Raw genomic sequence first — 23463 nt, forward strand, 5'->3', positions numbered from 1 at the left:
AGTTCACCTCTGCTGATTCGCACGGATATCAAGATATGACTACTTCACAATAGTTCGGATCACGCCGAGTGGGAACTGCTCCGTCGAATCGGTGAGGCGTTCAGGACTGCAGGATCGGCGTCAACGCATCGAGCACCGACACGTCCTCGATCGTCGACGGCGGGGCTTCCGGGCACCCGTCGGCGATGCCTCGCATGGTCTTGCGCAGAATCTTGCCCGAGCGTGTCTTCGGGAGCGCGGCGACCACGTCGACCCGCTTGAGACTGGCCACCGCGCCGATGTGCTCGCGTACCGCGGCGACGAGTTCGTCGGCGATTCCAGCGCCGGACGCGCCTGCCTTGAGGACCACGAACCCACGTGGTACCTGACCCTTCAGCTCGTCGGCGACGCCGATGACCGCACACTCCGCCACTGCCGGATGGCCGGCGATCACGGCCTCGAGGGAGCCCGTCGACAATCGGTGTCCGGCCACGTTGATGACGTCGTCGGTGCGGCCCATCACGAAGAGGTACCCGTGCTCGTCGAGGTACCCGCCGTCACCCGAGACGTAGTACCCCGGGAAGGCCGAAAGATACGACGCCACAAAGCGATCGTCGTCGCCCCAGAGCGTCGGCAAAGTCCCAGGAGGTAGTGGCAACTTGACGCAGATCGCGCCCTCTTCGCCTGCGTCGCAAGAGCTTCCGTCTGGTCGCAGTACTCGCACGTCGTAGCCAGGCATCGGAACGGTTGCCGAACCGGGCTTTACCGGCAGTGCTTCGACGCCCATCGGGCCCGCGGCGATCGACCACCCTGTCTCGGTCTGCCACCAGTGGTCGATGACGGGGATGCCAAGTTTGTCGGAGGCCCAGTGATAGGTACCCGGGTCGAGCCGCTCGCCGGCCTGGAAGAGGTAGCGCAGCGCGGACAGGTCATAGCGGGCGAGGTGCGCGGCCTCCGGATCCTCCTTCTTGATGGCCCGAATCGCGGTCGGAGCGGTGAAGAGGGCCTTGACACCGTGCTCGGAGGCCACCCGCCAGAACGCCCCCGCATCGGGCGTTCCGACCGGCTTGCCCTCGTAGAGCACGGTCGTCGCGCCGGCCAGCAACGGCCCGTACACGATGTAGGAGTGGCCCACTACCCAACCGACATCCGAAGCGGCCCAGAACACTTCACCCGGCTCGATGTCGTAGATGTGCCGCATCGTCCACATCATCGCGACGGCATGGCCGCCGTTGTCGCGGACGATGCCCTTTGGCTTGCCCGTAGTTCCTGATGTGTAGAGCACGTAGAGCGGATCGGTCGACGCGACCGGAACCGGTGCGACGGGTTGGGCCGACTCGAGCGCGGTGGCCCAGTCGACGTCGCGGCCAGGGATCAGCTCGCACGGCTGCTGCGGGCGCTGAAGGATCACGCACGTGGGCGGGGCATGCTCGGCGATGTCGAGCGCCGCGTCGAGCATCGGCTTGTAAGCGATGGTGCGGGTGGGCTCGATGCCACAAGAGGCCGACACGACGAGCGCCGGTCGAGCGTCGTCGATGCGCGCCGCCAACTCCGTGGCCGCGAACCCTCCGAACACCACCGAGTGCACCGCGCCCAGTCGCGCGCAGGCCAGCATCGCGATCACGGCCTCGGGGACCATCGGCAGGTAGATCACGACGCGGTCGCCCTTGTCGACGCCGAGGTCGCGCAGCACGCCCGCGAACCGAGAGGTTTGGTCGAGCAACTCGCGGTATGTGTAGGTGCGCTGCGTTCCGGTGACCGGCGAGTCGTAGATCAACGCCGCCTGATCGCCGCGGCCCTGGTCCACGTGGCGGTCGATCGCGTTGGCGCACGTGTTCAGCTCGCCGTCGGGAAACCACCGGTAGAACGGTGGATTCGAGTCGTCCAGGATCTGCGTCGGCTCGCGCGTCCAGGTAACGGCGCGTGCGGCGTCCGCCCAGAACGCGGCGGGGTCGGCGAGGCTGGCGTCGAAAACTGTGCGATAGCTGACCATGCCCGCACGGTAGCGCGGTCAGGCCGATTGTCGGCCGCTTCGGGCGGGTTTCTATAGTCGGAAGGCATGGTTACTGACACAACGTCAACAAGCAGTGAGCCGCCGGCCATCACCGGAGTGCGGCGGTCTTTCGTGGAAGCCCGCGGCGTGCGTTTCCACGTCACCGAATCGGGGCCCGAGGACGGCCGCCCGGTGCTCGCCCTTCACGGCTGGCCCCAACACCACTGGGTGTACCGCGACCTGCTTGCCGACCCGCCGCCCGGCCTGAGGATCATCGCGCCCGACCTGCCCGGCTACGGGTGGTCCGGGCCTGCGCCGCACAAGTGGGCCAAAGATGACGTCGCCGCCGACGTACTCGCGTTGATGGACGCGATGGGCTTGGACCGCGTGCTGCTCGTCGGACACGACTGGGGCGGCTTCGTCGGATACCGGATGCTGCTGGCCGCGCCCGAGCGCTTCGACGGCTATCTGGTGATGAACATGGCGCACCCGTGGCAGACGCCGAAGTCGGTGCTGCCTCACCTGTGGCGGCTCGCGGTCTACCAGCCGTTCGTCGCAAGCATCGGCAAGTTCCTGCAACAGCGCACCGGCTATCTGGAGAAGGTCATCTACCGGGTGGCGGCGCCAGGCCTCGATCGCGACGTGGTGCGTGTGTATTCCGAGCGATTCCGCGATCCGGTCTGTGCGCGCGCAGCGACGGACACCTACCGGACGTTCCTGTTGCGTGAATTCCCCTCGGCGGCACGCCATCCCGAGGAGCGCCGGATCACGGCGCCCGTCCGGGTGTTGTTCGGCAAGCACGATGCCGCTGTGCACGCGTCGATGGTATCGCCGGAATCCGCGAAGGCCGACGACTACACGGTGGAGTACGTCGACGCCAGCCACTTCATCATTGACGAGCGCCCGGACCTGGTGCGCGCCAAGCTGATCGCGCTGGCCGAGGAGACCCGGTAACCGCTCACCCCTAAGCGATTTCGGCGCGCAATTCCGGGTTGAGTGCGGAATTGCGCGCCGAAATCGCCAATCAGTTCCAGGTGTCGACGGGCTCGGGTGCCGGGTGGTGTCCGTTGGTCTTGGCCACCTGCACCGGAACGCTCATCTCGATGGCCTTCTCGGTGTATACGCGGAAGCCGACTTCCGGCTTGTAGCCGTGGATCTCGGGGGTGTCCAGGTCGCGGAGGAAGGTCAGGATCTCGCGGCTGAAAACCTGGCCGGGCACCAGTACCGGGAACCCAGGGGGGTACGGCGTGACGAACGTCGCCGACACCACGTCGATCCCGCGGTCGAGCTTCTCGTAAACCTGCTCGGGGCTGAGGTATTCGCAGTTGGTGTCGTCGTACGAGAGGTAGAACGCCCGTCGGACGTCGCCCTCCGGCGTTTCCTCGCCGCCCGAGAAGTCGCGGAACGCGGAGTGAAACCCGCTGAAGTCCGGTAGCACAGTGGAATTGGTGGTCAACGCGCGGACTTTCTGTTCGAAGCGTCCGCGCTCGCCAAGACCCATCTCGCCGACTCGCTCCTCGAGCTCGCCCGCGATCTTCACGAGCACCTCGACAAGGAACGCCACCGAACTACGGGTGGTGCCGATGTTCGTCATGAACAGCACCGTGTTTCTGGACGTCTTGTTGATCTGCACGCCGTGGCGGTCCATCAGCTGTTCACGCTTGAACGTGTCACCGTCGTACCCGGTGCGCCCGATCGACAGCGTGATGCGCGACGGGTCGAGCACGAACTCGTCGGCGTCCCACGCCGCCATCATGTTTCGCAAACCCGAACGCAACGGCTGCTCGATGCCGGACGGCCGGAACTCGTCGGGAATCAGGTCGGATGTGCGTAGGCAGGACATGAAGCGGCTGAGCAGCGGATGGTTGTCGATCGCATCGCGCAGCTGCATGGCGTTCTCGAGCTGGCGCTGAACCAGTTCCACGCCCTCCAGCGCCACCTGGCGACGGCCGAGGTCCAGCGACGCCAAGATCTGATAGTTCGGCGACGTCGACGTGTGCGCCATGTAGGCCTCGTGGAACGCTTCGGCCACCTTCTGCTCGAAGTCCTGGTCGAAGACGTGGATCATCGAACCCTGGCGCAGCGACGTCAGTGTCTTGTGCGTGGACTGCGTGGCATAGACGCGCACCCGCGCCTTTGCCGGATCTGGGCGAAGACGCCGATTCATCAATTCGTCGTCGCTGGGCGGGTTTTCGGCATCATTGGTGAGTTCGGCTTCGTATTCCCGCTTGTACTCGTCGCTCTTCAGCTTCTCCCGCAGCCTGCGCGCCGTCGCCATCGCGGTCCGGTTGCGGTACACGGGGTGGAAGCGCGCGAAGGCGAACCACGCTTCGTCCCAGAGGAACACCAGATCCGGCTTGATGGCCAGGCATTCCTCCATGACTCGTTCGACGTCATACACGATGCCGTCGAAGGTGCAGTTCGTCAGCGACATCATCTTGACGCGGTCCAATTTGCCAGCGCGCTTGAGCGCCAACAGCTTCGACTTGATCTCCCGTAGTGGGACCGCGCCGTACATGGTGTAGTCGGCCAGCGGGTAGGCCTCGAGGTAGACGACGTTGGCGCCGGCGAGCATCATCCCGTAGTGGTGGGATTGGTGGCAGTTGCGGTCCAGCAGCACGATGTCGCCCGGGGCCACCAACGACTGGGTGACGATCTTGTTGGCGGTCGACGTGCCGTTAGTGACGAAATAGGTGTGCCGGGAGCCGTACGCCTCGGCGGCCAACTGCTGAGCCTCGCGCAGCGGACCCGTCGGTTCCAGCAGCGAGTCCAGCCCGCCGCACGTCGCCGACGTCTCGGCCATGAACACGTCGAGCCCGTAGAAGCCGACCATGTCCTTGATCCAGTGCGAGTTCACGATCGACTTGCCCTGCGATATGGGTAGCGCGTGGAAGACGCCCGTCGGGCGGTGGCTGTATTGCTTGAGCGCGCTGAAGAACGGCGTCTGGTAGCGCTCCGCGACGCCGTGCAGGATCGACAGGTGTAGTTCGAGCACGCCTTCGCGGGCGTGGAACACGCGGCGGAAGGACGGTCCGAGTCGGCCCGCGATCTGCTCCACCTCGATCTCGGTCATGAGGTACATGTCGAGTTCCGGGCGCAGATCGTGTAGCGACGCGGCAAGGATCTGCGCGCGCTCGTCGGGTGACTTGTGGTCGTCGAGTTCCTCGGAGACGTGGGTGTCGACGAACTCCGCCAAACTGGTGAGGTCCCGGGCGGATTGGTGGCTGAACCGTCGCCGGATCACGACAGCTTGCAAGTTGACGTTGAGTCGCGCGGCAATGAGCGCCTCGTCGCCGCTGGACACCACGACGAGCTCGTAGACGAACTGGTCGTCGGGGCGGCGCCAACTGCGCACCTCCTTGCGCAGTGCCCGCTCCTGGGCTTCTGTCATCTTCTCGACGACGAGCACCTCGAAGTACAGCTGCTCCTTGTTCGTCGTCGACTGCTGCTCGAGCGTGCGCGGGTCGGTGGGGAACATGTCGGTGTCGTCGAGGCCCGCGTTGTCCACGTCGCCGCTACGGAAGGACTCCGTGGTCAGCGCGCGGTTGATCCGTGTGACCGAGTGCGCGAACTTGTCGTAGTGGCCGGCATTGAACAGCCGCTGCACCTTGGCGAACTGCGGCGAACCGGGGTAGGCCCAGTACGGCTCCAGCGGCGTCAGCGTCGCCAGCAGTTCCCGACAGATCTGGGTGTACTGCTCCTTGAGCTCGCCGGTGGTGGTGGTGCGGGTCAGCCGATCGGCTGCTTCCTCGAGGCGGCACCACGCGTCGCCGCGCAGTTGCCAGACGCTGTTGTACGCATGCGAATTGTCTGCCATTGTCCGGCCTTTCACGCTGATGGGTTTCCACCAAAGCGTGGCACCGAGCCGTCGTCAGGCAGGCGATCAGCAGACGAACGATGGCCGTCGATCACATGACGGTGAACCAACGCTCAGCTGTGAGGGGTCAGCCGAACGGAAGCTTCTCGCGCACCAGGTCGGTGAGGAAGCGGCCCATCGACACCGGCCGGAACGCCCTGGCGGCGGCGGTAAGTGCGTCAACCGCGTCGGTGCTCAGTTCGATGTCGGCGGCTGCGACGTTGAACTCGAGTTGCTCGACAGTGGACGCGCCGGGGATGGCGACGACGCCCGGAAGGCTGATCAGCCAGGCCAGCGCAACCTGTGCAGGTTTCGCGTCGACCTCGGCCGCGACGTCGCGCAACGTCTGCAGCAGCGGCTCGACGCGGCGGAGGTTCTCGGTGCCGAAGAGCGGATTAGTGGCCCGCACGCCGCCGGGCCGGTTGTCGAGGCCGTACTTGCCGCCGAGCAGGCCCTGCGACAGCGGGCTGTAGGCGATGACGATGCGATTCTCCCGCTCGGCGAAGGGGACCAGGTCGTCGAGTGGCTGCGGATGCGCCAGCGAGAAACTCACCTGGTTGCTGATCACCGGTCGCCCGAGCGCAGCATCGGCCTTCCGCCATCGCTCCAGCGAATAGTTCGAAACGCCCGCGGCGCCAATGGCGCCGCTGTCGAGCAGCTCCCGCATGCCCGGCATGATCACCGAATCGGGCACCAGCGGGTTGGCCTGGTGAATCTGGTAGAGCGGGATGCGGTCCAGCTGCAAGCGTTTGGCGCTGGCCCGCTCGCGTTGCTTGACGATCGCGGGGAACGGCGCCACCGGAAAGATCTTGCTGGCCACCGCGACGTTCGCGCGCTCGTCGCCGAGGGCCTCGCCGAGGATGCGCTCGCTCTTGCCGGTCCCGTATATCTCGGCCGTGTCGAAGAGCGTGACCCCGAGCGCGAGTGAGCGCTGGACGATGTCCCGGGCGGGACCCGAGGCGTAGTCGTCGCCGTAACCCCATTCGCGTGATCCGAACTGCCAGGTGCCCAACCCGATCCGGCTGACCCGTCCGACTCCGTTCACTTCGAGATACTTCATGTCTTCACCGTACTGAAGCCTTCACGTGTGGGCACTTGCCCCGAAACGATCTCGGCGCCGTTGAACTGCTGCACCAACGCCGACAGCTCCGACCGCGACGAGACGCCGGCCTTCGTGCTGGCTTGATAGATGTGTCCCTCGACGGTCCGGATCGACAGTGAAGTGGCCTCGGCGATGTCCCTATTCGACAAGCCCCGAGCCAAGAGCAATGCAATCTCGTGCTCCCGCCGCGTAAAGGGGAGCGGCACGCGGGCCGCGGCAAGTGCGGGGCTGACGGCGTCACCGCAATCCTTGGCGAGCTGGAGTGCACGGGCATTCGCGGTAAGTGCACTCCCGCGTTGTCCGGCTAGCCGGTGCGACGTGCTCGCCTGTGCTGCAGCATCGGCGGCGGCCAATTTGTCGCCCATTGCCTCGAAGTCCCGCGACACGGCATCTAGCGCGACGCCATCTCCGGCGGTAAGGGCCTGCGCGTAGCGCGCCGCCAAAGGCGCCCGAGGGCCTTCCACCTTGGTGGCCAGTTCAGTCAGCCGGTCCGCTCCGCCGGTATCGCCGAACTGGACCGCCGTCTGTAGCGCCAGCACCTCGCGCGCGAGTTGTCCATGACTGCTGGCGAATTCGGCGGCCTGACGGCTGAGCGCATGCGCCTCGGTGACGCGACCGGCGGCAGCGGCCACCCAGGCGCTCGCCAAGAGGTAGCCCGATTCCACGTATTCGTATGCGGGATGGCGGCTTTGGCGGGTTACTTCCATCGACGCGGCGGCGGCATCGCGATCGCCGGACCGGGCCAGCACCTCGGTGTGAAGAATCCGGAATCGGTAGAACAGTCCGGAAACTTCGCCGTAGTCACCGAAACTTTCGCGGGCTGAGTCGAGATGCCGTTGAGCGGCAATCAGATCGCCGCTTCCCAGCGCCGTCATCCCCAAACCGGCGACGGCCATTGACTGCGACATGCCGGGCAGGCCCGCATACTGGCGATGCCCTTGCTCGGCGATCGCGACCGCCTCGTCGACCCACCCCGCGGCAAGGAGCGCATAGGCGTGGAACTCGGCGAGGCCCGGCGAAGTGGAGAAGGACTCCTGCGGTGACGCGATGAGTTCGCGGTACCCCGAGGCTGCCCGTTCGCTTGCTCGGGCAGTGCGGCCTAGATCGCCGAGCGCGATCGTCTCTGCGGAGTAGCCGAGCACACGTCCGTAACTGTCGAGCTGTCCGTAGTCGACCCCGGCCATCGTCTCGACGGTCTCGGCGGGGCGGGCCGCCATCGCCTCTCCGATCGCCCGGAACGTGAGCAGCGACTGGTTGCGGGACTCGTCGCCGAGGCGCACTGCGTCGTCGATGACCGTCCTGAAGGAATCGAGATCTCGCAGCGGGAACATCAGATTGGCAGCACGCAGGGTCACGCCGTCGATGAAGTCGTGGGTGGAAAGCTCCTGTGGGGTCAGCGTATTGAGCAGGTCCTCAGTCTCCTGCCCCTTCTCTTGGAGGTAGAGGATGTGGGCCAACTGGAGCTTGGTCGACGGCGCCGGTTGGGCGTCAACGGCGGCGCGAGCCAACCGCTCGGCAAGCCCGAGGTCCAGTCGTGAGGCGGAGATGGCGGCGGCCAGCGACAGTATCTTCGCGTCGGGCGGCAGGTCGGAGTCCAGCCAGAGCAGACCGAGTCGCAACGGGTCCGCGGACGGCGACTGCGCCATGGTGGCGGCGACGCGCCCGCGCAGCCTCTTCAGGCGCATCGGACCGCACTGCCTCAGTCTGATCTCCCCGTACAGCGGGTGCCCGACGCAGACGAGATCAGTTGCGGTTGAGGAGATGAGTCCAAGTCGCTCGGCGGCCTCGATGGCGTCGGGGTCGGCGATCGCCGCCAGCAGCGACTGGTCGACTGGCTCCGAGATCGCCACCAGGTCGACGACGTCGCGCACGTCGTCGGGTACCGCTCCGATCTGCGACTCGACCAGTTCGACCAAGGACGGTGATACCGAAGCTGTTCCAGTCCAATGCCATTGGCCATCAACGGCGGTGAGGCGTCCGGAATCGCGCTCGTGCTCGACGAGGTGGTGCAGGAACAGGACGTTGCCTCGACTCAACGTCCACATCCGGTCCGTGCACGTGGCGCGTACGGGACCGCCCAGGACGGTCTGGAGCAACTCGCTGGATTCGTTGTGGGACAACGGCTGAAGCTCGAGTCGTCGCAGCAGGCCGTCCTTCCAAAGCGCCCGTACGGCATCGGGTGCGGGTGCGCCGGTGCGCATGGTGGCAATGACGTTGGTCGCATTCTGCAACACCAGTTGGTGCACGATCAGCGCCGACAGGTCGTCCAGGAGATGCGCGTCATCGACGAAGAGCAGCAGCGGGGCGTCTCCAGCATCTCCGGCCAATGCTGCGAAAACCTTGCGCGCCAGCGTCAAAGGCGAGCTGTCGGCAGCGTCGACCCAGCGCGCGAACGCGCCCAACGTCACCGGCTGGCCGGTGGCCGTCCCGGCGATGCGGTGCACCGACCATCCGGCGCGCGATGCCGCATCTGCTGCGGCGCGGGCCAGGCGGGTCTTGCCGACGCCGGCTTGCCCGGCAACGACCATGCCGCCGTGCTCGTCTACGGACAAGGCTTCACTGATGACGCGAAGCTCTTCCGTGCGGCCGGTGAGCGGCCACCGGTCCACCATGGCGCAGAGTCTAGCGAATTAAGCAGCTCATGGCGGTGGTTTGCTGAGCCTGGCGTCCAGCTTGCTCCGGGCCAGTTCCAGCAGGGTGGCCAGGCCTTCGGGCTCGATGTGCAGATAGTCAGAAATCACCTCGTCGGCCACCCCAGCGTCTTTCAGGCGCAGTGCCAGCGAGTGGGCCTCCGGCAAGGTGCGTAGCGCGGCCTCGTATTCCTCCGGCGTGGTCATCGATCCTCGGAGCGGGAGACAGCGGTCACGGTCAGGGCGTCACAGCGCGACGGCCGGGGTATCGACCGCTGTGAGCAGCGGTGGGCTTTGCCCGCCGACGGCAAGCGGGGTGTAGGCGACGTTGCAATCGGTACCAACCATGACGTTTCCTCCCACTGCAGGACCACCCCTCAATCCCTCGAGCCTGACGCTGGTGACCGGCTCCGGTACCCGGGCCTGACTACTTGGATTTGGCCGGACGCCGACATCCGACTACTTGGTTTCGGCGGGGAAGGGCGCTCACTCCTGGAAGCGATAGCCCATGCCCGCCTCGGTCAGCAGGTGTTTGGGGTGCGACGGATCGACTTCCAGCTTGCGCCGCAGCTGCGCGAGGTACACCCGGAGGTAGTGGGTCTCCTTGGCGTAGGCCGGCCCCCACACCTCCTTGAGCAGTTCCTCGCGTCCGACGAGTTTGCCGCGGTTGCGCACCAGCATTTCGAGCATGCCCCACTCGGTGGGTGTCAGGTGAACCTCGTGGCCGTTCTTGGTCACCTTCTTGGCGGCCAAGTCGACCGTGAACGACGAAGTTTCGATCACCGGCTGGTCCGTCTCGGACGCCGCCGCGGCCCTACGCACCGCGGCGCGCAGGCGAGCCAGGAACTCGTCCATGCCGAACGGCTTCGTGACGTAGTCGTCGGCGCCTGCGTCGAGCGCCTGCACCTTGTCCGACGAATCCGTGCGTGCCGACAGCACGATGACGGGCGCCGTGAGCCAGCCCCGCAGCCCCTCGAGCACGTCGATTCCGGACATGTCCGGTAGGCCGAGGTCCAGGACGACGACGTCGGGCTTGTGCTCCGCCGCCGCTCGCAATGCTCCAGCCCCGGTGGCCGCCGTTGTCACCTCGTAGCCGCGGACCGACAGGTTGATCCGCAACGCGCGCAGGATCTGCGGCTCGTCGTCGATGACCAGTACGCGGGTCATGGCTTGCCTTCTGGCGCAGGCAGATCCACGACGACGGTCAGTCCGCCGCCGGGGGTGTCGGTGGCGGCCACGTTGCCACCCATCGCCTCGATGAACCCGCTGGCGACGGACAGTCCGAGCCCCACGCCCGTGCTGTTGTCCTGATCGCCGAGGCGCTGGAAGGGCTCGAAGAGCTGTTCCTCGGTGCCGCGGGGGATGCCGGGTCCTTCGTCGACGACGTTGATCAGCACGCGTGCGCCGACCTGGCCCGCGTTGACCCGCACGACGCTGTCGGGGGCGTACCGCAGCGCATTGTCGATCAGGTTGACCAGGACGCGCTCCAACAGTCCGGCATCGGCCAACACGACGGCGTCGTCGACCTCCACCTTGACGCGGTCGAGCCCTGCCCGACGGTATCCCGTTGTTCCCCTGCTGATTCCGAGGAGCGCACGTTGGACGACTTCCTCGAGGTATACGCGCCGCAGGTCGGGCTTGACCACTCCGGCGGCCAACCGCGACGAATCGAGCAGGTTGCCCACCAACGCGGTCAACTGGTCGACGGATTCCTCCACCGTGGCGAGTAGTTCGGCGGTGTCCTCGGGCGAGAAGCCGACGTCGTCGCTGCGCAGGCTGGACACCGCCGCCTTGGCGGAGGCGAGCGGGGTACGTAGGTCGTGGCTAACCGCGCTCAACAACGACCGGCGTAGTTCGTCGGCGCGGGCGATTGCCTCGGCTTTGCCCGCCTCCTGCACCAACTCTCGCTGCCGAACCAGTCCCGCGGCCTGCTTGGCCACGGCTCCGAGCACCCTGCGGTCTCGCGCCGCCAACTTCTTGCCGGCCATGAGCAGCCAGAACTCGTCGTCCCCGACCTCGACGGCGGTGTCTGCACTGTCGATGTCGACGCATGGGTCCGTCCCCACACAGGCCACGATGCCTACGCCTTCTCGCAACACGCTGACCGCCCGCTGTGCGTACGTTTCGCGGACCCGCTCCAGCAGCGTGGCGAGGTCCGCGTCCCGAAGCACGGAGCCCGCGAACAGTGCAAGCAGTTCGGCCTCCTGCGACGCGCGGCGAGCTTCGCGGGAACGGCTCGCGGCACCGTCGACGAGTGCGGCGACCGCGACCGCCACTGCCAGCAGCACGACGACGGTGATGGCGCTGTCGGGTTCGGCGATGGTGAAGCTGTACCGCGGTGCGACGAGGAAGTAGTTGAGCAACAGGCCCGACAACAGCGCGGACAGCACCGCCGGGGCGATACCGCCGAGCAGTGCGACGATGAGCACGCCGACGAAGAACAGGGCGCTCTCGCCGCCGATGCCGAGAAAGCTGTCCAATAGCAGTGCGGTCACCGCGCAGATCGCCGACGGAACGACGACCGCCGCGAGCCACGAGATCAGGTGACGTTGCCGCGGTGCCAACTTTGCGAGTGACCAGCCGGGCTTGGCCTGCTCGTGCGTCACCATGTGCACGTCGATCTTCCCCGACTGCTGCACCGTCCTGGCGCCGATGCCCTCGTCGAAGATGCGTGCCCATCGCGAGCGCCGGGAGATGCCCAAAACCAGCTGGGTGGCGTTCATTTCGCGGGCGAAGTCCAGAAGGGCGGCGGGCACGTCGTCCCCGATGACGGTGTGCAGGGTGGCGCCCAGGCTGATGCTGAGCTCGCGCACCCTGCCCATCGCCGGCGCCGAAACCCCCGCCAGGCCATCTCCACGCACCACGTGGACCACCATCAGTTCGGCGCTAGATTTCGATGCGATCCGAAACGCCCTGCGCACCAACGTCTCCGACTCGGGTCCGCCGGTCACTGCGACCACCACGCGCTCGCGCGCCTCCCACGTCGCGTTGATCTCGTGGTCCTTGCGGTACTTCGCGAGCGCGGCGTCGACCTGATCGGCCAGCCACAGCAGCGCAAGCTCCCGCAGTGCCGTCAGGTTGCCCTGGCGGAAGTAGTTGGACAGCGCCGCGTCGATGCGTTCGGGCGCGTACACGTTGCCGTGGGACAGCCTGCGCCGCAACGCTTCCGGCGTGATGTCGACGAGCTCGATCTGCGCGGCGCTGCGCACGACCGCATCGGGTACGGTCTCCTGCTGCTCGATGCCGGTGATCTGCGCGACAACGTCGTTGAGGCTCTCCAGGTGTTGCACGTTGACCGTGGAGATCACCGTGATGCCCGCATCGAGTAGTTCTTCGACGTCCTGCCAACGCTTGTGGTTCTTACTGCCAGGAGTGTTGGTGTGCGCGAGTTCGTCGACGAGCACCACCTCGGGATGCCTGGCGAGCACCGCGGGCACGTCGAGTTCGGGAAAGCTGCCGCCTCTGTACTCGACGTAGCGTGGCGCGACGACCTCGATGCCCGCGAGTAGTTCAGCGGTCTTCTTGCGGCCGTGGCTTTCCACGACCGCCGCCACCAGATCGGTCCCCCGTTCCGCCCGTCGATGTGCTTCGCCGAGCATCGCGAAGGTCTTGCCGACCCCTGGCGCCGCACCGAGATAGATGCGTAGTTCCCCGCGCTTGGGACCGTGCGGTGCGGCGCTCACATCCTCATCATCCACCTGCCCGCTCAGCTCCTTACGGGATACTTCTGATCGAGCGCGATGTTGAGTTGCAGCACGTTCACCCGAGGCTCGCCCATGAAGCCCAGTGCGCGCCCGTGCGTGTTGTCGGCGAGCAGGTCGCGAACCTGGTCGGCGGTAATGCCGCGCGCCTTGGCCACGCGCGCGACCTGGATGTCGGCGTAGGTGGGGGATATGTCCGGATCGAGTCCACTTCCGCTGGCGGTCACCGCGTCTGCGGGTACTGCGGGCTGGGCGGGCGCGGCCCCGCGGATGGGCACGATCTGACCGATCGAGTAGTCCTCGCCGTACTGTGCGCATTCGACCTTGACGCCTTCGTAGGCGGCGAGGAACGGCACCGTGGTGGTGGCGCAGGGCTGATTTACGCTCACCACCCTGGTGGGGCGCACGACGTTGCCGGTCGCGTCACGCGGACCGATCACGGACAACACGGCGCCGACCCCGTCGCCGGTGCAGTATGGCCGCGCTCCGTCGACGCCCTCCAGTTGCGCGATCGCCGCGCTGCGCGAGCACACCAGCGTCAGCAGGCTGGCCTTGAAACCGGCACCGGCGGGGTCGGCCGGCGTGTCGACGACGCTCTCGGGCCCGAGGTTGCTGGCGCTGGTGGCCAGCGGGTCGTAGCCCGCACCGGCTGCCGACGGCCTGCTCTGGAAGTACTGCTTGAGCGGGTTGCCGTCCGCGTCGGTGAAGGATTGCCCGATCAGGGCGCTGCCCACCGGCCTTCCGGCGAGCGAGGTGATCGAGCCCTGCGCCTTGGCGTCGAGCCCGGGGAGCAGCCCGATGGCCCAGACCAACAACGGGTAGGCGAGGCCGGTTATCACGGTCAGCACCAGCAACGCGCGGAGTGCGGCCCAGTGTTGGCGAATGTGGTTGGAAATATTCATGTTAGGACATCCCAGGAAGGAGTTGGACAACGAGATCGATGAGCTTGATGCCGATGAACGGGGCGACGATGCCTCCGATGCCGTAGATGTAGAGGTTGCGGCTCAACAACTTTGACGCACTGCTCGGCGTGTATCGCACCCCGCGCAGGGACAGCGGGATCAACGCAACGATGATGATGGCGTTGAAGATCACCGCCGACAGGATGGCCGATTCCGGGCTGTGCAACCGCATGACGTTGAGCAGATCGAGCCCAGGAAACAGGGCGACGAACATCGCCGGGATGATCGCGAAGTACTTGGCGATGTCGTTGGCGATCGAGAACGTGGTCAGTGCTCCGCGGGTGATCAGCAGTTGCTTACCGATCTCGACGATCTCGATGAGCTTCGTCGGGTCCGAATCGAGGTCGACCATGTTGCCGGCTTCCTTGGCTGCCGACGTGCCGGTGTTCATCGCGACGCCGACGTCGGCCTGGGCCAGCGCGGGCGCGTCGTTGGTGCCGTCACCGGTCATCGCGACCAGCTTGCCGCCCGCCTGCTCACTCTTGATCAGCGCCAGTTTGTCTTCCGGTGTGGCCTCGGCCAGGAAGTCGTCGACGCCGGCTTCATCGGCAATCGCCTTGGCCGTCAACGGGTTGTCGCCGGTGATCATCACCGTGCGGATGCCCATCTTGCGCATCTCGTCGAAGCGTTCACGCATGCCCTGCTTGACGACGTCCTTGAGGTGGATCACGCCAAGCACCGAGGCCTTGCCATTTACTACCTGGCCCACCGCCAGCGGGGTGCCGCCGGAAGCGGAGATGGCATCGACCTTGGCGGCGAGATCGTCGGGAACCGTGCCACCCTGGCTGCGCACCCATTCGGCGACCGATGCCGTCGCACCCTTGCGCAACTGCTGCCCGTGCTCGAGATCGACGCCGGACATTCTTGTGGTAGCGGTGAATTCGACCCAGTTCGCGCCCGTGAGCTCGCCCGCGGTACGCGCCCGCAGGCCGAACTCCTGCTTGGCGAAGACCACGATGGATCGCCCTTCCGGGGTTTCGTCGGCAAGGCTGGACAGTTGTGCGGCGTCAGCGAGTTGTTCCGGCGTGATGCCGGCCAGCGGGACGAACTCCGACGCTTGGCGGTTGCCGAGCGTAATGGTGCCCGTCTTGTCCAACAGCAGGGTGTTCACGTCGCCTGCGGCCTCGACGGCACGCCCGGACATGGCCAGCACGTTGCGCTGCACCAACCGGTCCATGCCTGCGATGCCGATGGCTGACAGCAGCGCGCCGATCGTCGTCGGGATGAGGCAGACCAGGAGGGCCACCATGACGATTCCGGTGACCCCGTAACCGTTTAGCGCTTGAGAGTCCGGTACGCCTGGGTTGTTGGCCTTCGAGAAGATGGCCAACGGCTGCAGGGTCGCCACCGCGAACACGAAGATGATCGTCAGCGCGGCCAGCAGGATGTTCAGCGCGATCTCGTTCGGCGTCTTCTGCCGGTTGGCGCCCTCGACCAGTGCGATCATCCGGTCGATGAAGCTCTCACCTGGCTTCTGGGTGATCTTCACGACGATGCGGTCCGACAGCACCGTGGTGCCACCGGTGACCGCCGAGCGGTCGCCACCGGATTCGCGGATCACCGGGGCCGACTCTCCGGTGATCGCCGACTCGTCCACCGAGGCAATGCCTTCCACGACGTCACCGTCGCCAGGGATGGCCTGGCCGGCTTCGACGACGACGATGTCGCCCTGCTGCAGGAGTGGGGCGGCGACCTCCTCCTCGGTTCCACTGCCACCGGGAGTCCATCCGATGAGGCGACGGGCCATCGCATCGGACTTCGCCCGGCGCAGCGTTTCGGCCTGAGCCTTGCCGCGGCCCTCCGCGACGGCCTCGGCGAGGTTCGCGAAAACCACCGTCAGCCAGAGCCAGAACACGATCGACCAGGAGAACCAGGTCGATTCCCGGACGGCCAGCACGGTGCTCCATACCGCGCCGACTTCGACGATGAACATCACCGGGTTGCGCCACAGCGTGCGGGGATCCAGCTTGCGCAGCGCGTCGGGCAACGATTTCAGCAGCATCTTCGGGTCGAGCAAGCCGCCCTTGACCGCACCCTTCGGGTGGGCTGTTGCAGGCTGCTGGGAAGGTATCGAATCAATTGTCGCAGCAGTCATTTCAGTGAATTCCTTCAGCGAGGGGTCCAAGTGCGAGGGCGGGTAGGAAGGTGAGTGCAACGAGGATCACGGTGACGCCGACGACCATGCCGACGAACTGTGGCCGGTGTGTCGGCAGCGTGCCGATGGACTCCGGTGTGCTGCCCTGGCGGGCAAGGGAGCCGGCCAACGCCAGCACGAAGATCATCGGTAGGAAGCGGCCGATGACCATGGCCAGTCCGAGTGCGGTGTTGTACCACTCGGTGTTGACGCTGATGCCGGCGAATGCTGAGCCGTTGTTGTTCGCCGCGGAGGTGAACGCGTATAGGACTTCCGACAAGCCGTGCGGGCCGCTGTTCAGCATGCCGGCCCGTTGGCCGGGCAGTGCCATGGCCGTCGCCGTTCCCACCAGCACCAGCAAGGGCGTGACGAGGAAATAGCTTGCCGCCAGCTTGATTTCGCGCGGCGTGATCTTCTTGCCGAGGTACTCCGGCGTCCGGCCGACCATCAATCCGGCGACGAACACCGTGATCACCGCGAGGATCAGCATGCCGTACAACCCGGAACCCGTTCCGCCAGGCGCGACTTCGCCGAGCTGCATGTTGAACATCGTCATCATGCCGCCGAGGCTGGTGTAGGAGTCGTGGAACGAGTCGACGGCTCCCGTCGAGGTGAGCGTCGTCGCGTCGGCGAACACCGCCGAGTTGAACACCCCGAACCGCTGTTCGACGCCCTCGGTGGCCGCCCCGATCGCCGTCGGGTTGGTGCCGTGCGCCTGCAGTTGGAAGATGCTCATGAGCGTGACGCTCATCAGCGCGATCGTGCCCATGACGGCGACGATCGCGTAGCCCTGCTTCTTGCTGTCGACCATGCGGCCGAACGTGCGGGGCAGCGAGAAGCTGATGACCAGCAGCAGGAAGATCTCGATCCAGTTCGTCCACGCGGTGGGGTTCTCGAACGGGTGCGCCGAGTTGGCGTTGTAGAAGCCGCCGCCGTTGGTACCCAGTTCCTTGATGGCCTCCTGGCTGGCGACCGGACCACCGGTGATGGTCTGTTGGGCACCGGCCAGCGTGTTGACGACCTGGTCGTGAAGGTGGAAGTTCTGGATGGCGCCGCCGGCGAGCAGGATGACCGCAGCGACCAACGCCAATGGCAGCAGGATGCGAATGCTGCCGCGTACCAAGTCAACCCAGAAGTTGCCGAGCTCGTTCGTGCGACGACGCGCGAACCCCCGGACGAGGGCCACGGCGACGGACATGCCGACGGCTGCCGAGACGAAGTTCTGGACGGAAAGGCCGGCCATCTGAACGAGGTGCCCCTGGGTGCTCTCACCCGAATAGGCCTGCCAGTTGGTGTTGGTGACGAAGCTGATCGCCGTGTTCCAGGCCAGCGCAGGCGTCATCGGCGTGCCGGGGTCGTGCAGATGCAGCGGCAGTTTGCCTTGAACGAGTTGGAAGATGAACAGGAACAGCACGCTGACCGCCGAGAACGCGAGCACGCTGCGGGCGTAGGCGCCCCACGTCTGTTCCGATTTGGGGTCGGCGCCGATGAGCCGGTAGATCACCCGCTCGACGCGAGAATCCTTGTCGGAGTCATAGACCCGGTACATGTAGTCGCCGAGCGGCACGTGCACGGCGGCGAGCGCCACGATGAGAAGGGCGAGGAAGATGAGCCCCGCGACGGTGCTACTCACTAGAACCTCTCCGGGAAGAGCAGTGCGGCAACGAGAAACAGGGCCAGCCCGATCGCCAGCACCAAGCCGATTGCGTTGTCGAAGTTCACAGTCCCTCGACCAACTTCTGCACCAGGCCGAGCAGGGCGAATATCGCCACCGTCAGCACGATGTACACCACTACGGACATCACGTCTCCATTCCAATCACGCCCGTGCAGGCGGGCCGACTCAGAAGTAAACGCGCGGAATTTACGGAATCCGGCGGCCTTGACGGTTTCTTGACGCCCATGCGCTCTTCATTTACGAGGTCCTTGCACCAGGGGTGGCCCACGACACGAAACCCGAGGTGGGAGCCGCTCCGGCGGTCTTTACGGACCCTGCGATTTGTGGAGTCTCAGCGGCGCTGAGCGGCGCTGAAACACCACAAATCGCACTGCGGCGCTGCCAACGTCAAGAAGTCGTCATGGTTGCGCCCGACGTCGTCAACAGAGCGCAAGGAAACGGTCGTGACGGTCGAATCGGGGGCACCGTTGATGGATGACACTCTCGGAGCTCGTCCGTCCCGCCCGGACAGCGACCACCGACGAATCGGATACCGCGCACCTGTACGCGCGTTATCGAAAGGCGATGCCCGGCATCGGCCTGGTGTGCCCTGCCGATCGGTTGGAGACGCCCGGCACGGCGCGGTGGGTGAGGAAACACGGTCTCGCCGTTGCCGCACACTCCGGTAGTCAACTGGCGCTGGCGATTGCGTCGGGTATCGAGCCGTCGCGGCTGGTCGTGTTTGGCGACCGTGCGCAATGGGGTCCCATCCGCTGCGCACTGAACGACGACGTCCGCCAGTTCGTCGTTGACTCGTGCGAGCAGGTCGCCATCCTGGAGCACTGCGCCCAGCGACGCCAACAGGTCCTCGTCGACGTGAATATGGACCGTGCCGACGAGGCCATCGCAGCGACATGCGAATCGCGCCGGCTTGCCTTGGTCGGGCTCCACTTCCAGCTGGACTCGCGGTCGACCGGGGCGCACCGATACGCCGTGGCCGTCGACATGATGATCGCGCAGATGGCTCACCTCCACTTGCGTCGAGGGATCCTCCCGACTCGGCTGAGTCTCGCTGGCCGGGTATGGGATTCGCCTCGGGTCGTGGCAACGGTGATCGAGACGGCGGTCGAAGACAGTTGCGCCCGACGCCACTTCCCGCGGCCAAGCCTAGCGTTCACCCCGGATCCAAGTTCAACGTAGGCACCGTCGCATGCTGAAACCCTCTGGGGTCCAGCAGGTCTGGCGAGCCGCCGTCAGGAGACGCCTTCAGCAAGCGGTCCGAGCGCGAGGGCAGGGAAGAACTCCAGCCCGACCACGATCAGCACGGCGCCGATCATGAGACCCACGAAAACCGGACTGTGGGTGCGCAGCGTCCCGGCGGTCACCACTCCTGGGCGCTGTCGGGCCAGACTGGCCGCAAGCGTCACCACGAAGATCATCGGCAAGTAGCGGCCCACGATCATGGCAATCGCCAGCACGACGTTGAACCACCCGGTGTTGCCGGTGAACCCGGCGAATGCACTGCCGTTGCCGGCGACGGAGCTGGTGAAGGCATATAGCAGTTCGGAGAGCCCGTGTGGGCCGGGGTTGCCCATCGATTTCACGCCCATCGGCAAGGCGACGGAGATGCCGGTGCCGACTAGCGCCGCGATCGGCGCGGTCAGGATGATGAGGCTGACCAGCTTCATCTCACGCGCGCCCAGTCGCTTCTTCAGGAATTCCGGTGTGCGGCCGATCATCAGGCCGCCCAAGAACACCGCGAGCAGCGCGACGACGAGCAGCCCGTACAGCCCGCTGCCCGACCCGCCGGGACTGACTTCGCCGAGCATCATGTTCGCCATCAGCACCGCCCCGCCGAGGCTGGTGAAGCTGTCGTAGGAGGAGTTGGCGGCACCGTCGGCCGACGCGGTCGCGGCCTGTCCGAAGATGGCGCTGCCGGGAATGCCGAACCGGGTGTCGGTGCCCTCGGCGGCTGATCCGACCGCAGCAGTCACGGTGCCGTGCCCGAGCGATTCGCTGAACCCGATCGCGGCCGTGCCGAGCGCGAAGAGCACCGCCACGACGGCCAGCAGCGCCCAGCCCTGACGCTTGTCGCCGACCATCACCCCGAACATCCGCACGAAGGAAACCGGAATCAGCAGCATCGCAACGATTTCGATGACGTTCGAAACCGGTGTGGGGTTCTCGAAGGGATGCGCGCTGTTGACGTTGAACGCTCCGCCGCCATCGCCGGACAGCAGCTTGATCGACTCCCAGGAGGCGACGGGGCCGCCCAGTAGGGTCTGAGAACCGCCCGCCGCGGTACCGAATTCCCTTGCAGCGTTGAAGTTTTGCACCACGCCGAGCACGACCAGGAGCACCGCTGTGAGAAACGCAATCGGTAGCAGGATGCGCACGCAACTGCGGACCAAGTCCACCCAGAAGTTGCCGAGCTGGTCAGCTTGGCGAGCGACGATGCCGCGGATGAGCGCGACCGCGACACACATGCCGACCGCGGCGCTGGCGAACGCCTGCACACCCAGTCCGGTAGCCAGCCCGAGATGACCGAGGGTGGATTCACCGGCGTAGTTCTGCCAGCTGGTGTTGGTGACGAAGCTGACCGCCGTATTGAATGCCAGCGCCGGGGTCATTCCTGGGTGTCCCCATGGAGGTGGCAGGTGCGCCTGCGCCAGCAGCAGGCCATAGAGCCCAAGAATGCTGACCGCGGAGAACGCCAGGATCGATCCTAGGTAGCGGGCCCACTTCTGCTCGCGGGTCGGATCCACTCCCACCAGGCGGTAGGCGATCTTCTCGATCCGCCAGTCGATTCCGGTGGTGTAGACCCGGGCCATGTAGTTGCCGAGCGGAACGTGCAAGGCGCCGACGAGAACTATCACGGCACCGAGTTGCAGCCACGCCGCGGGACCCCAATGGTGAATGTCGATGGCAGACTCCTCCTACGCCGTGGCGCAGGATCCGGACCGCGACTTCCAGGCCGACGGTAGTTCAATCATGCTATATACCAAGATGATTCGAATCCAGCCAAAGTGGTCCAGTACTGCCGGCGGCGTTAGCAGTACCTCGTCGTCCTCTGGACCTGCGTCGCCGAGTTCGCTCATCTCGCCGGTTGACAAAGCGCAGTGCCAGCAGGACGGCCGCGGGCATCGCCAGCAGCACGAGGACCTGAAACATGTCGGTCAGGCTGGGATCGCAGGCGCCGGTCATCGCGAGCCCTGTTCTGCCGGTGCGTCGGGGTTGAGCCGGTCATAGACCTGCCACCAAGCGGCTTCGTGGCCCGCTGCCGACAGGACACCTTGTTGGAGCCGGGTGTCGGCGTCATCGAGCGCTGCCGTGAGCGAGCACAGTTCCGCGTACAGCGCTGCTCCCCGGGGATCGGCGAAGCCGGCCATGCGGACGACGCAGACTCCGCGGACTTGAGTGCGCACACTGGCCACCCGGCGGAACAGCACCGCGCCGATGCCGAGGTACACCGCGGTCGAGATGATGAACGCCATCGCGGGAGACGCGACGCTGCCCAAGGCGATCTGGGTCAGCAGCCAAAGCACTGCCCCCCACGTGGGCCACGCCCGCCACGCGCGCAGCAGGCGCCGTTCGGCGGAATCGATACCGGGCGGAAAAACGGTCAACTGGTAGCGGGTGACACCGTACCGGGTGGGTGAGATGTCGAGCGAACCCCATGCGCGCCTGCCGTCGAGCATCAGGTACCACCAGCGGTCGGCCGCCCGTGTCGGCCTTGCCAATTCGTCGTGGTCTGTGTGCGGGGCCATCCGCTCATTGCGCCGGCGATCATCGCCGATTTCGTTGAGGCTGTCGTTCACCTGTCTAGATCTACGCCGCGGCTCACCCGGAGCGCACCCGCCCAACACGTTCCTTACGTCGATGAGGCGAACCTTTACGTTTTGCTTTCACCGGCAATGCCTGAGCCCGACGGCTCAGTCGGACTCGCCGTATTCGTCGAACCAGTACGCCAGTTTCCCCCGCCGACTCACGGCGCGAAGCCTGCGTTCGGCGGCCGCACGTGTCGTCGACGTGGTGACGATCAGCAGTTGGTCGTTGGCCTCGATCCGGGTGTCGGGCAGTGGGACGAAGGTGTGGCCGTCCCGGATGATCAACGTGATCACGCTGGGGTCGGGCAGGCGGAGTTCGATCACCGTCACGTTGTGCAACCGGGACGTCGGCTGCACCGTCATCGTCAGCAGTTCCGCGTCGAGCACGTCTAGGGGCGCCGATTCCACCTGGATCTCGCGAAGCGAATCGCGCGGGATCAGATTGAGCGCCTGCGCTACCGGCCGCAGGCTCGGGCCCTGAACCAACGTGAAGACCACCACCAGGACGAACACGATGTTGAGCAGCCGATGGCTGTCAGGAACCCCCGCGACGATCGGAAAGGTCGCCAACACGATGGGCACGGCGCCGCGCAGGCCCGCCCACGACAGGAACACCTGCTCGCCCAGCGGCACGTTGAATCCGGCCAACGAGACCATTACCGAGATCGGGCGAGCGACCAGCAGGAGCACCAGCCCGATGACGATCGCGGGCACCAGGTCCCTCGCCAACTCGCTGGGATCGACGAGCAACCCGAGCAGGACGAACAGCCCAATCTGCGCCAGCCAGCCGAGTCCTTCGGCGAACGACCGGGTGGCCGACCGGTGTGGCAGCCCGGAGTTCGCGAGCACCACTGCAGCCAGGTATGCGGCGATGAACCCGCTGGCGTGGGCGGCACCGGCCGCGGCGAATGCCACGATCCCCAACCCGAACGTCGCAATCGGGTAGAGCCCCGAAGCAGGAAGCGCGATGCGCCGAAGCGTGATGGCGCCGAGAAATCCGCAAGCCAATCCGATGGCCGAACCGGCGATCAACTCGTACACCAGGTCGGCGACCGCGCTTTGGGGCTCGAGCACGAACGGCATCGTGCTGAACATCAGTACGAGGATGACGGCGGGCGCGTCGTTGAACCCGGACTCCGCCTCGAGCAGGCCGGCGACGCGGCGTGGTAGCGGCAGTACCCGCAGCACCGAGAACACCGCTGCGGCGTCGGTGGACGACACGATGGCTCCGAGGAGCAGGGCCAGCTGCCAGTCGATGCCGAGTAGTAGGTGTGCGCCCGCGGCGGTGATCCCCATGCTGACCACCACGCCGATGGTCGCCAGCGCACCCGCGGGTGCCAGCACTTTCCGGACATCGGCGAATCGCGTGGTCAAGCCGCCTTCGACGAGGATCACGGCCAGTGCTGCGGTGCCGATGTTGCGGGCCAGTTCGACGTTGTCGAATTGCAGGCCCAGCCCGTCCTCGCCGAGCACGACCCCGACCAGGAGAAACAGGAGCAGGCTGGGGAACCCGACGCCGGTTGCCACCCGGGTGCCGACGATGCTGGCAAGCAGCACGAAGCCGCCGATCAGCAAGGCCAGATACAGCTGCTCCAGGGTCATTGCCGTCAGTATTTCAGGTCG

Annotated in this window: 16 protein-coding genes; 2 read left to right on the forward strand and 14 right to left on the reverse strand. The window is 66.0% G+C overall.

Annotation, left to right across the window (positions count from 1 at the left end):
- Positions 1 to 100 precede the first annotated feature (100 nt).
- Positions 101 to 1972: a propionyl-CoA synthetase gene (locus SLQ30_RS13780; RefSeq protein WP_319446838.1), complete on the reverse strand. Its 1872-nt coding sequence runs from the start codon at positions 1970 to 1972 to the stop codon at positions 101 to 103.
- A gap of 66 nt (positions 1973 to 2038) precedes the next feature.
- On the opposite strand from SLQ30_RS13780, the gene SLQ30_RS13785 reads away from it, so the two are divergent.
- Positions 2039 to 2926 carry an alpha/beta hydrolase gene (locus tag SLQ30_RS13785; protein ID WP_319446839.1) on the forward strand — a complete coding sequence of 296 codons (888 nt, stop codon included), beginning with the start codon at positions 2039 to 2041 and terminating at the stop codon, positions 2924 to 2926.
- A 70-nt stretch (positions 2927 to 2996) separates the two neighbouring features.
- Here SLQ30_RS13785 and SLQ30_RS13790 read toward each other — a convergent pair whose 3' ends face one another.
- The 10 genes from SLQ30_RS13790 to kdpF form a co-directional block, all read right to left on the reverse strand.
- Positions 2997 to 5789, reverse strand: a complete 2793-nt coding sequence (locus SLQ30_RS13790) for an ornithine decarboxylase (RefSeq protein WP_319446840.1) — start codon at positions 5787 to 5789, stop codon at positions 2997 to 2999.
- A 127-nt stretch (positions 5790 to 5916) separates the two neighbouring features.
- Positions 5917 to 6888: an aldo/keto reductase gene (locus SLQ30_RS13795; RefSeq protein ID WP_319446841.1), complete on the reverse strand. Its 972-nt coding sequence runs from the start codon at positions 6886 to 6888 to the stop codon at positions 5917 to 5919.
- Positions 6885 to 9542, reverse strand: a complete 2658-nt coding sequence (locus tag SLQ30_RS13800; RefSeq protein WP_319446842.1) for a helix-turn-helix transcriptional regulator — start codon at positions 9540 to 9542, stop codon at positions 6885 to 6887. Before SLQ30_RS13800 ends, SLQ30_RS13795 begins: the two co-directional genes overlap by 4 nt.
- A 27-nt stretch (positions 9543 to 9569) precedes the next feature.
- Positions 9570 to 9767: a hypothetical protein gene (locus SLQ30_RS13805; protein WP_319446843.1), complete on the reverse strand. Its 198-nt coding sequence runs from the start codon at positions 9765 to 9767 to the stop codon at positions 9570 to 9572.
- Positions 9768 to 10046: 279 nt separating this feature from the next.
- Positions 10047 to 10727: a response regulator gene (locus SLQ30_RS13810; RefSeq protein ID WP_319446844.1), complete on the reverse strand. Its 681-nt coding sequence runs from the start codon at positions 10725 to 10727 to the stop codon at positions 10047 to 10049.
- Positions 10724 to 13270: a DUF4118 domain-containing protein gene (locus SLQ30_RS13815; RefSeq protein WP_413468034.1), complete on the reverse strand. Its 2547-nt coding sequence runs from the start codon at positions 13268 to 13270 to the stop codon at positions 10724 to 10726. Before SLQ30_RS13815 ends, SLQ30_RS13810 begins: the two co-directional genes overlap by 4 nt.
- Entirely contained in the window at positions 13267 to 14163 is an 897-nt protein-coding gene (locus SLQ30_RS13820; RefSeq protein ID WP_319446846.1) for a potassium-transporting ATPase subunit C, read from the reverse strand. Before SLQ30_RS13820 ends, SLQ30_RS13815 begins: the two co-directional genes overlap by 4 nt.
- Position 14164: 1 nt before the next feature.
- Positions 14165 to 16318, reverse strand: a complete 2154-nt coding sequence (kdpB, locus tag SLQ30_RS13825) for a potassium-transporting ATPase subunit KdpB (protein WP_319446847.1) — start codon at positions 16316 to 16318, stop codon at positions 14165 to 14167.
- A 1-nt stretch (position 16319) separates the two neighbouring features.
- The gene (gene kdpA / locus SLQ30_RS13830; RefSeq protein ID WP_319446848.1) at positions 16320 to 17990 is read right to left on the reverse strand and encodes a potassium-transporting ATPase subunit KdpA; all 1671 of its coding nucleotides are present in this window, start codon (positions 17988 to 17990) and stop codon (positions 16320 to 16322) included.
- Positions 17990 to 18079: a K(+)-transporting ATPase subunit F gene (kdpF, locus tag SLQ30_RS13835; protein ID WP_319446849.1), complete on the reverse strand. Its 90-nt coding sequence runs from the start codon at positions 18077 to 18079 to the stop codon at positions 17990 to 17992. The genes kdpA (SLQ30_RS13830) and kdpF overlap by 1 nt, the downstream gene beginning before the upstream one ends.
- A 429-nt stretch (positions 18080 to 18508) precedes the next feature.
- On the opposite strand from kdpF, the gene SLQ30_RS13840 reads away from it, so the two are divergent.
- The gene (locus SLQ30_RS13840; protein WP_319446850.1) at positions 18509 to 19213 is read left to right on the forward strand and encodes a hypothetical protein; all 705 of its coding nucleotides are present in this window, start codon (positions 18509 to 18511) and stop codon (positions 19211 to 19213) included.
- Between the two features lie 53 nt (positions 19214 to 19266).
- On the opposite strand, the gene kdpA (SLQ30_RS13845) is transcribed toward SLQ30_RS13840, so the two are convergent.
- From kdpA (SLQ30_RS13845) to SLQ30_RS13855, 3 genes are all read right to left on the reverse strand, one after another.
- Complete coding sequence (kdpA, locus tag SLQ30_RS13845) at positions 19267 to 20931, reverse strand: potassium-transporting ATPase subunit KdpA (protein WP_413468035.1); 1665 nt, start codon at positions 20929 to 20931, stop codon at positions 19267 to 19269.
- Positions 20932 to 21213: 282 nt separating this feature from the next.
- A complete protein-coding gene (locus tag SLQ30_RS13850) occupies positions 21214 to 21831 on the reverse strand; it encodes a DUF6611 family protein (RefSeq protein WP_319446851.1) in 618 nt (205 codons plus the stop codon).
- A 114-nt stretch (positions 21832 to 21945) separates the two neighbouring features.
- Positions 21946 to 23442: a potassium/proton antiporter gene (locus SLQ30_RS13855; protein WP_319446852.1), complete on the reverse strand. Its 1497-nt coding sequence runs from the start codon at positions 23440 to 23442 to the stop codon at positions 21946 to 21948.
- Positions 23443 to 23463: the final 21 nt, after the last annotated feature.

This window comes from Mycobacterium sp. RTGN4, from assembly GCF_033804635.1.
Taxonomy (GTDB): Bacteria; Actinomycetota; Actinomycetes; order Mycobacteriales; family Mycobacteriaceae; genus Mycobacterium.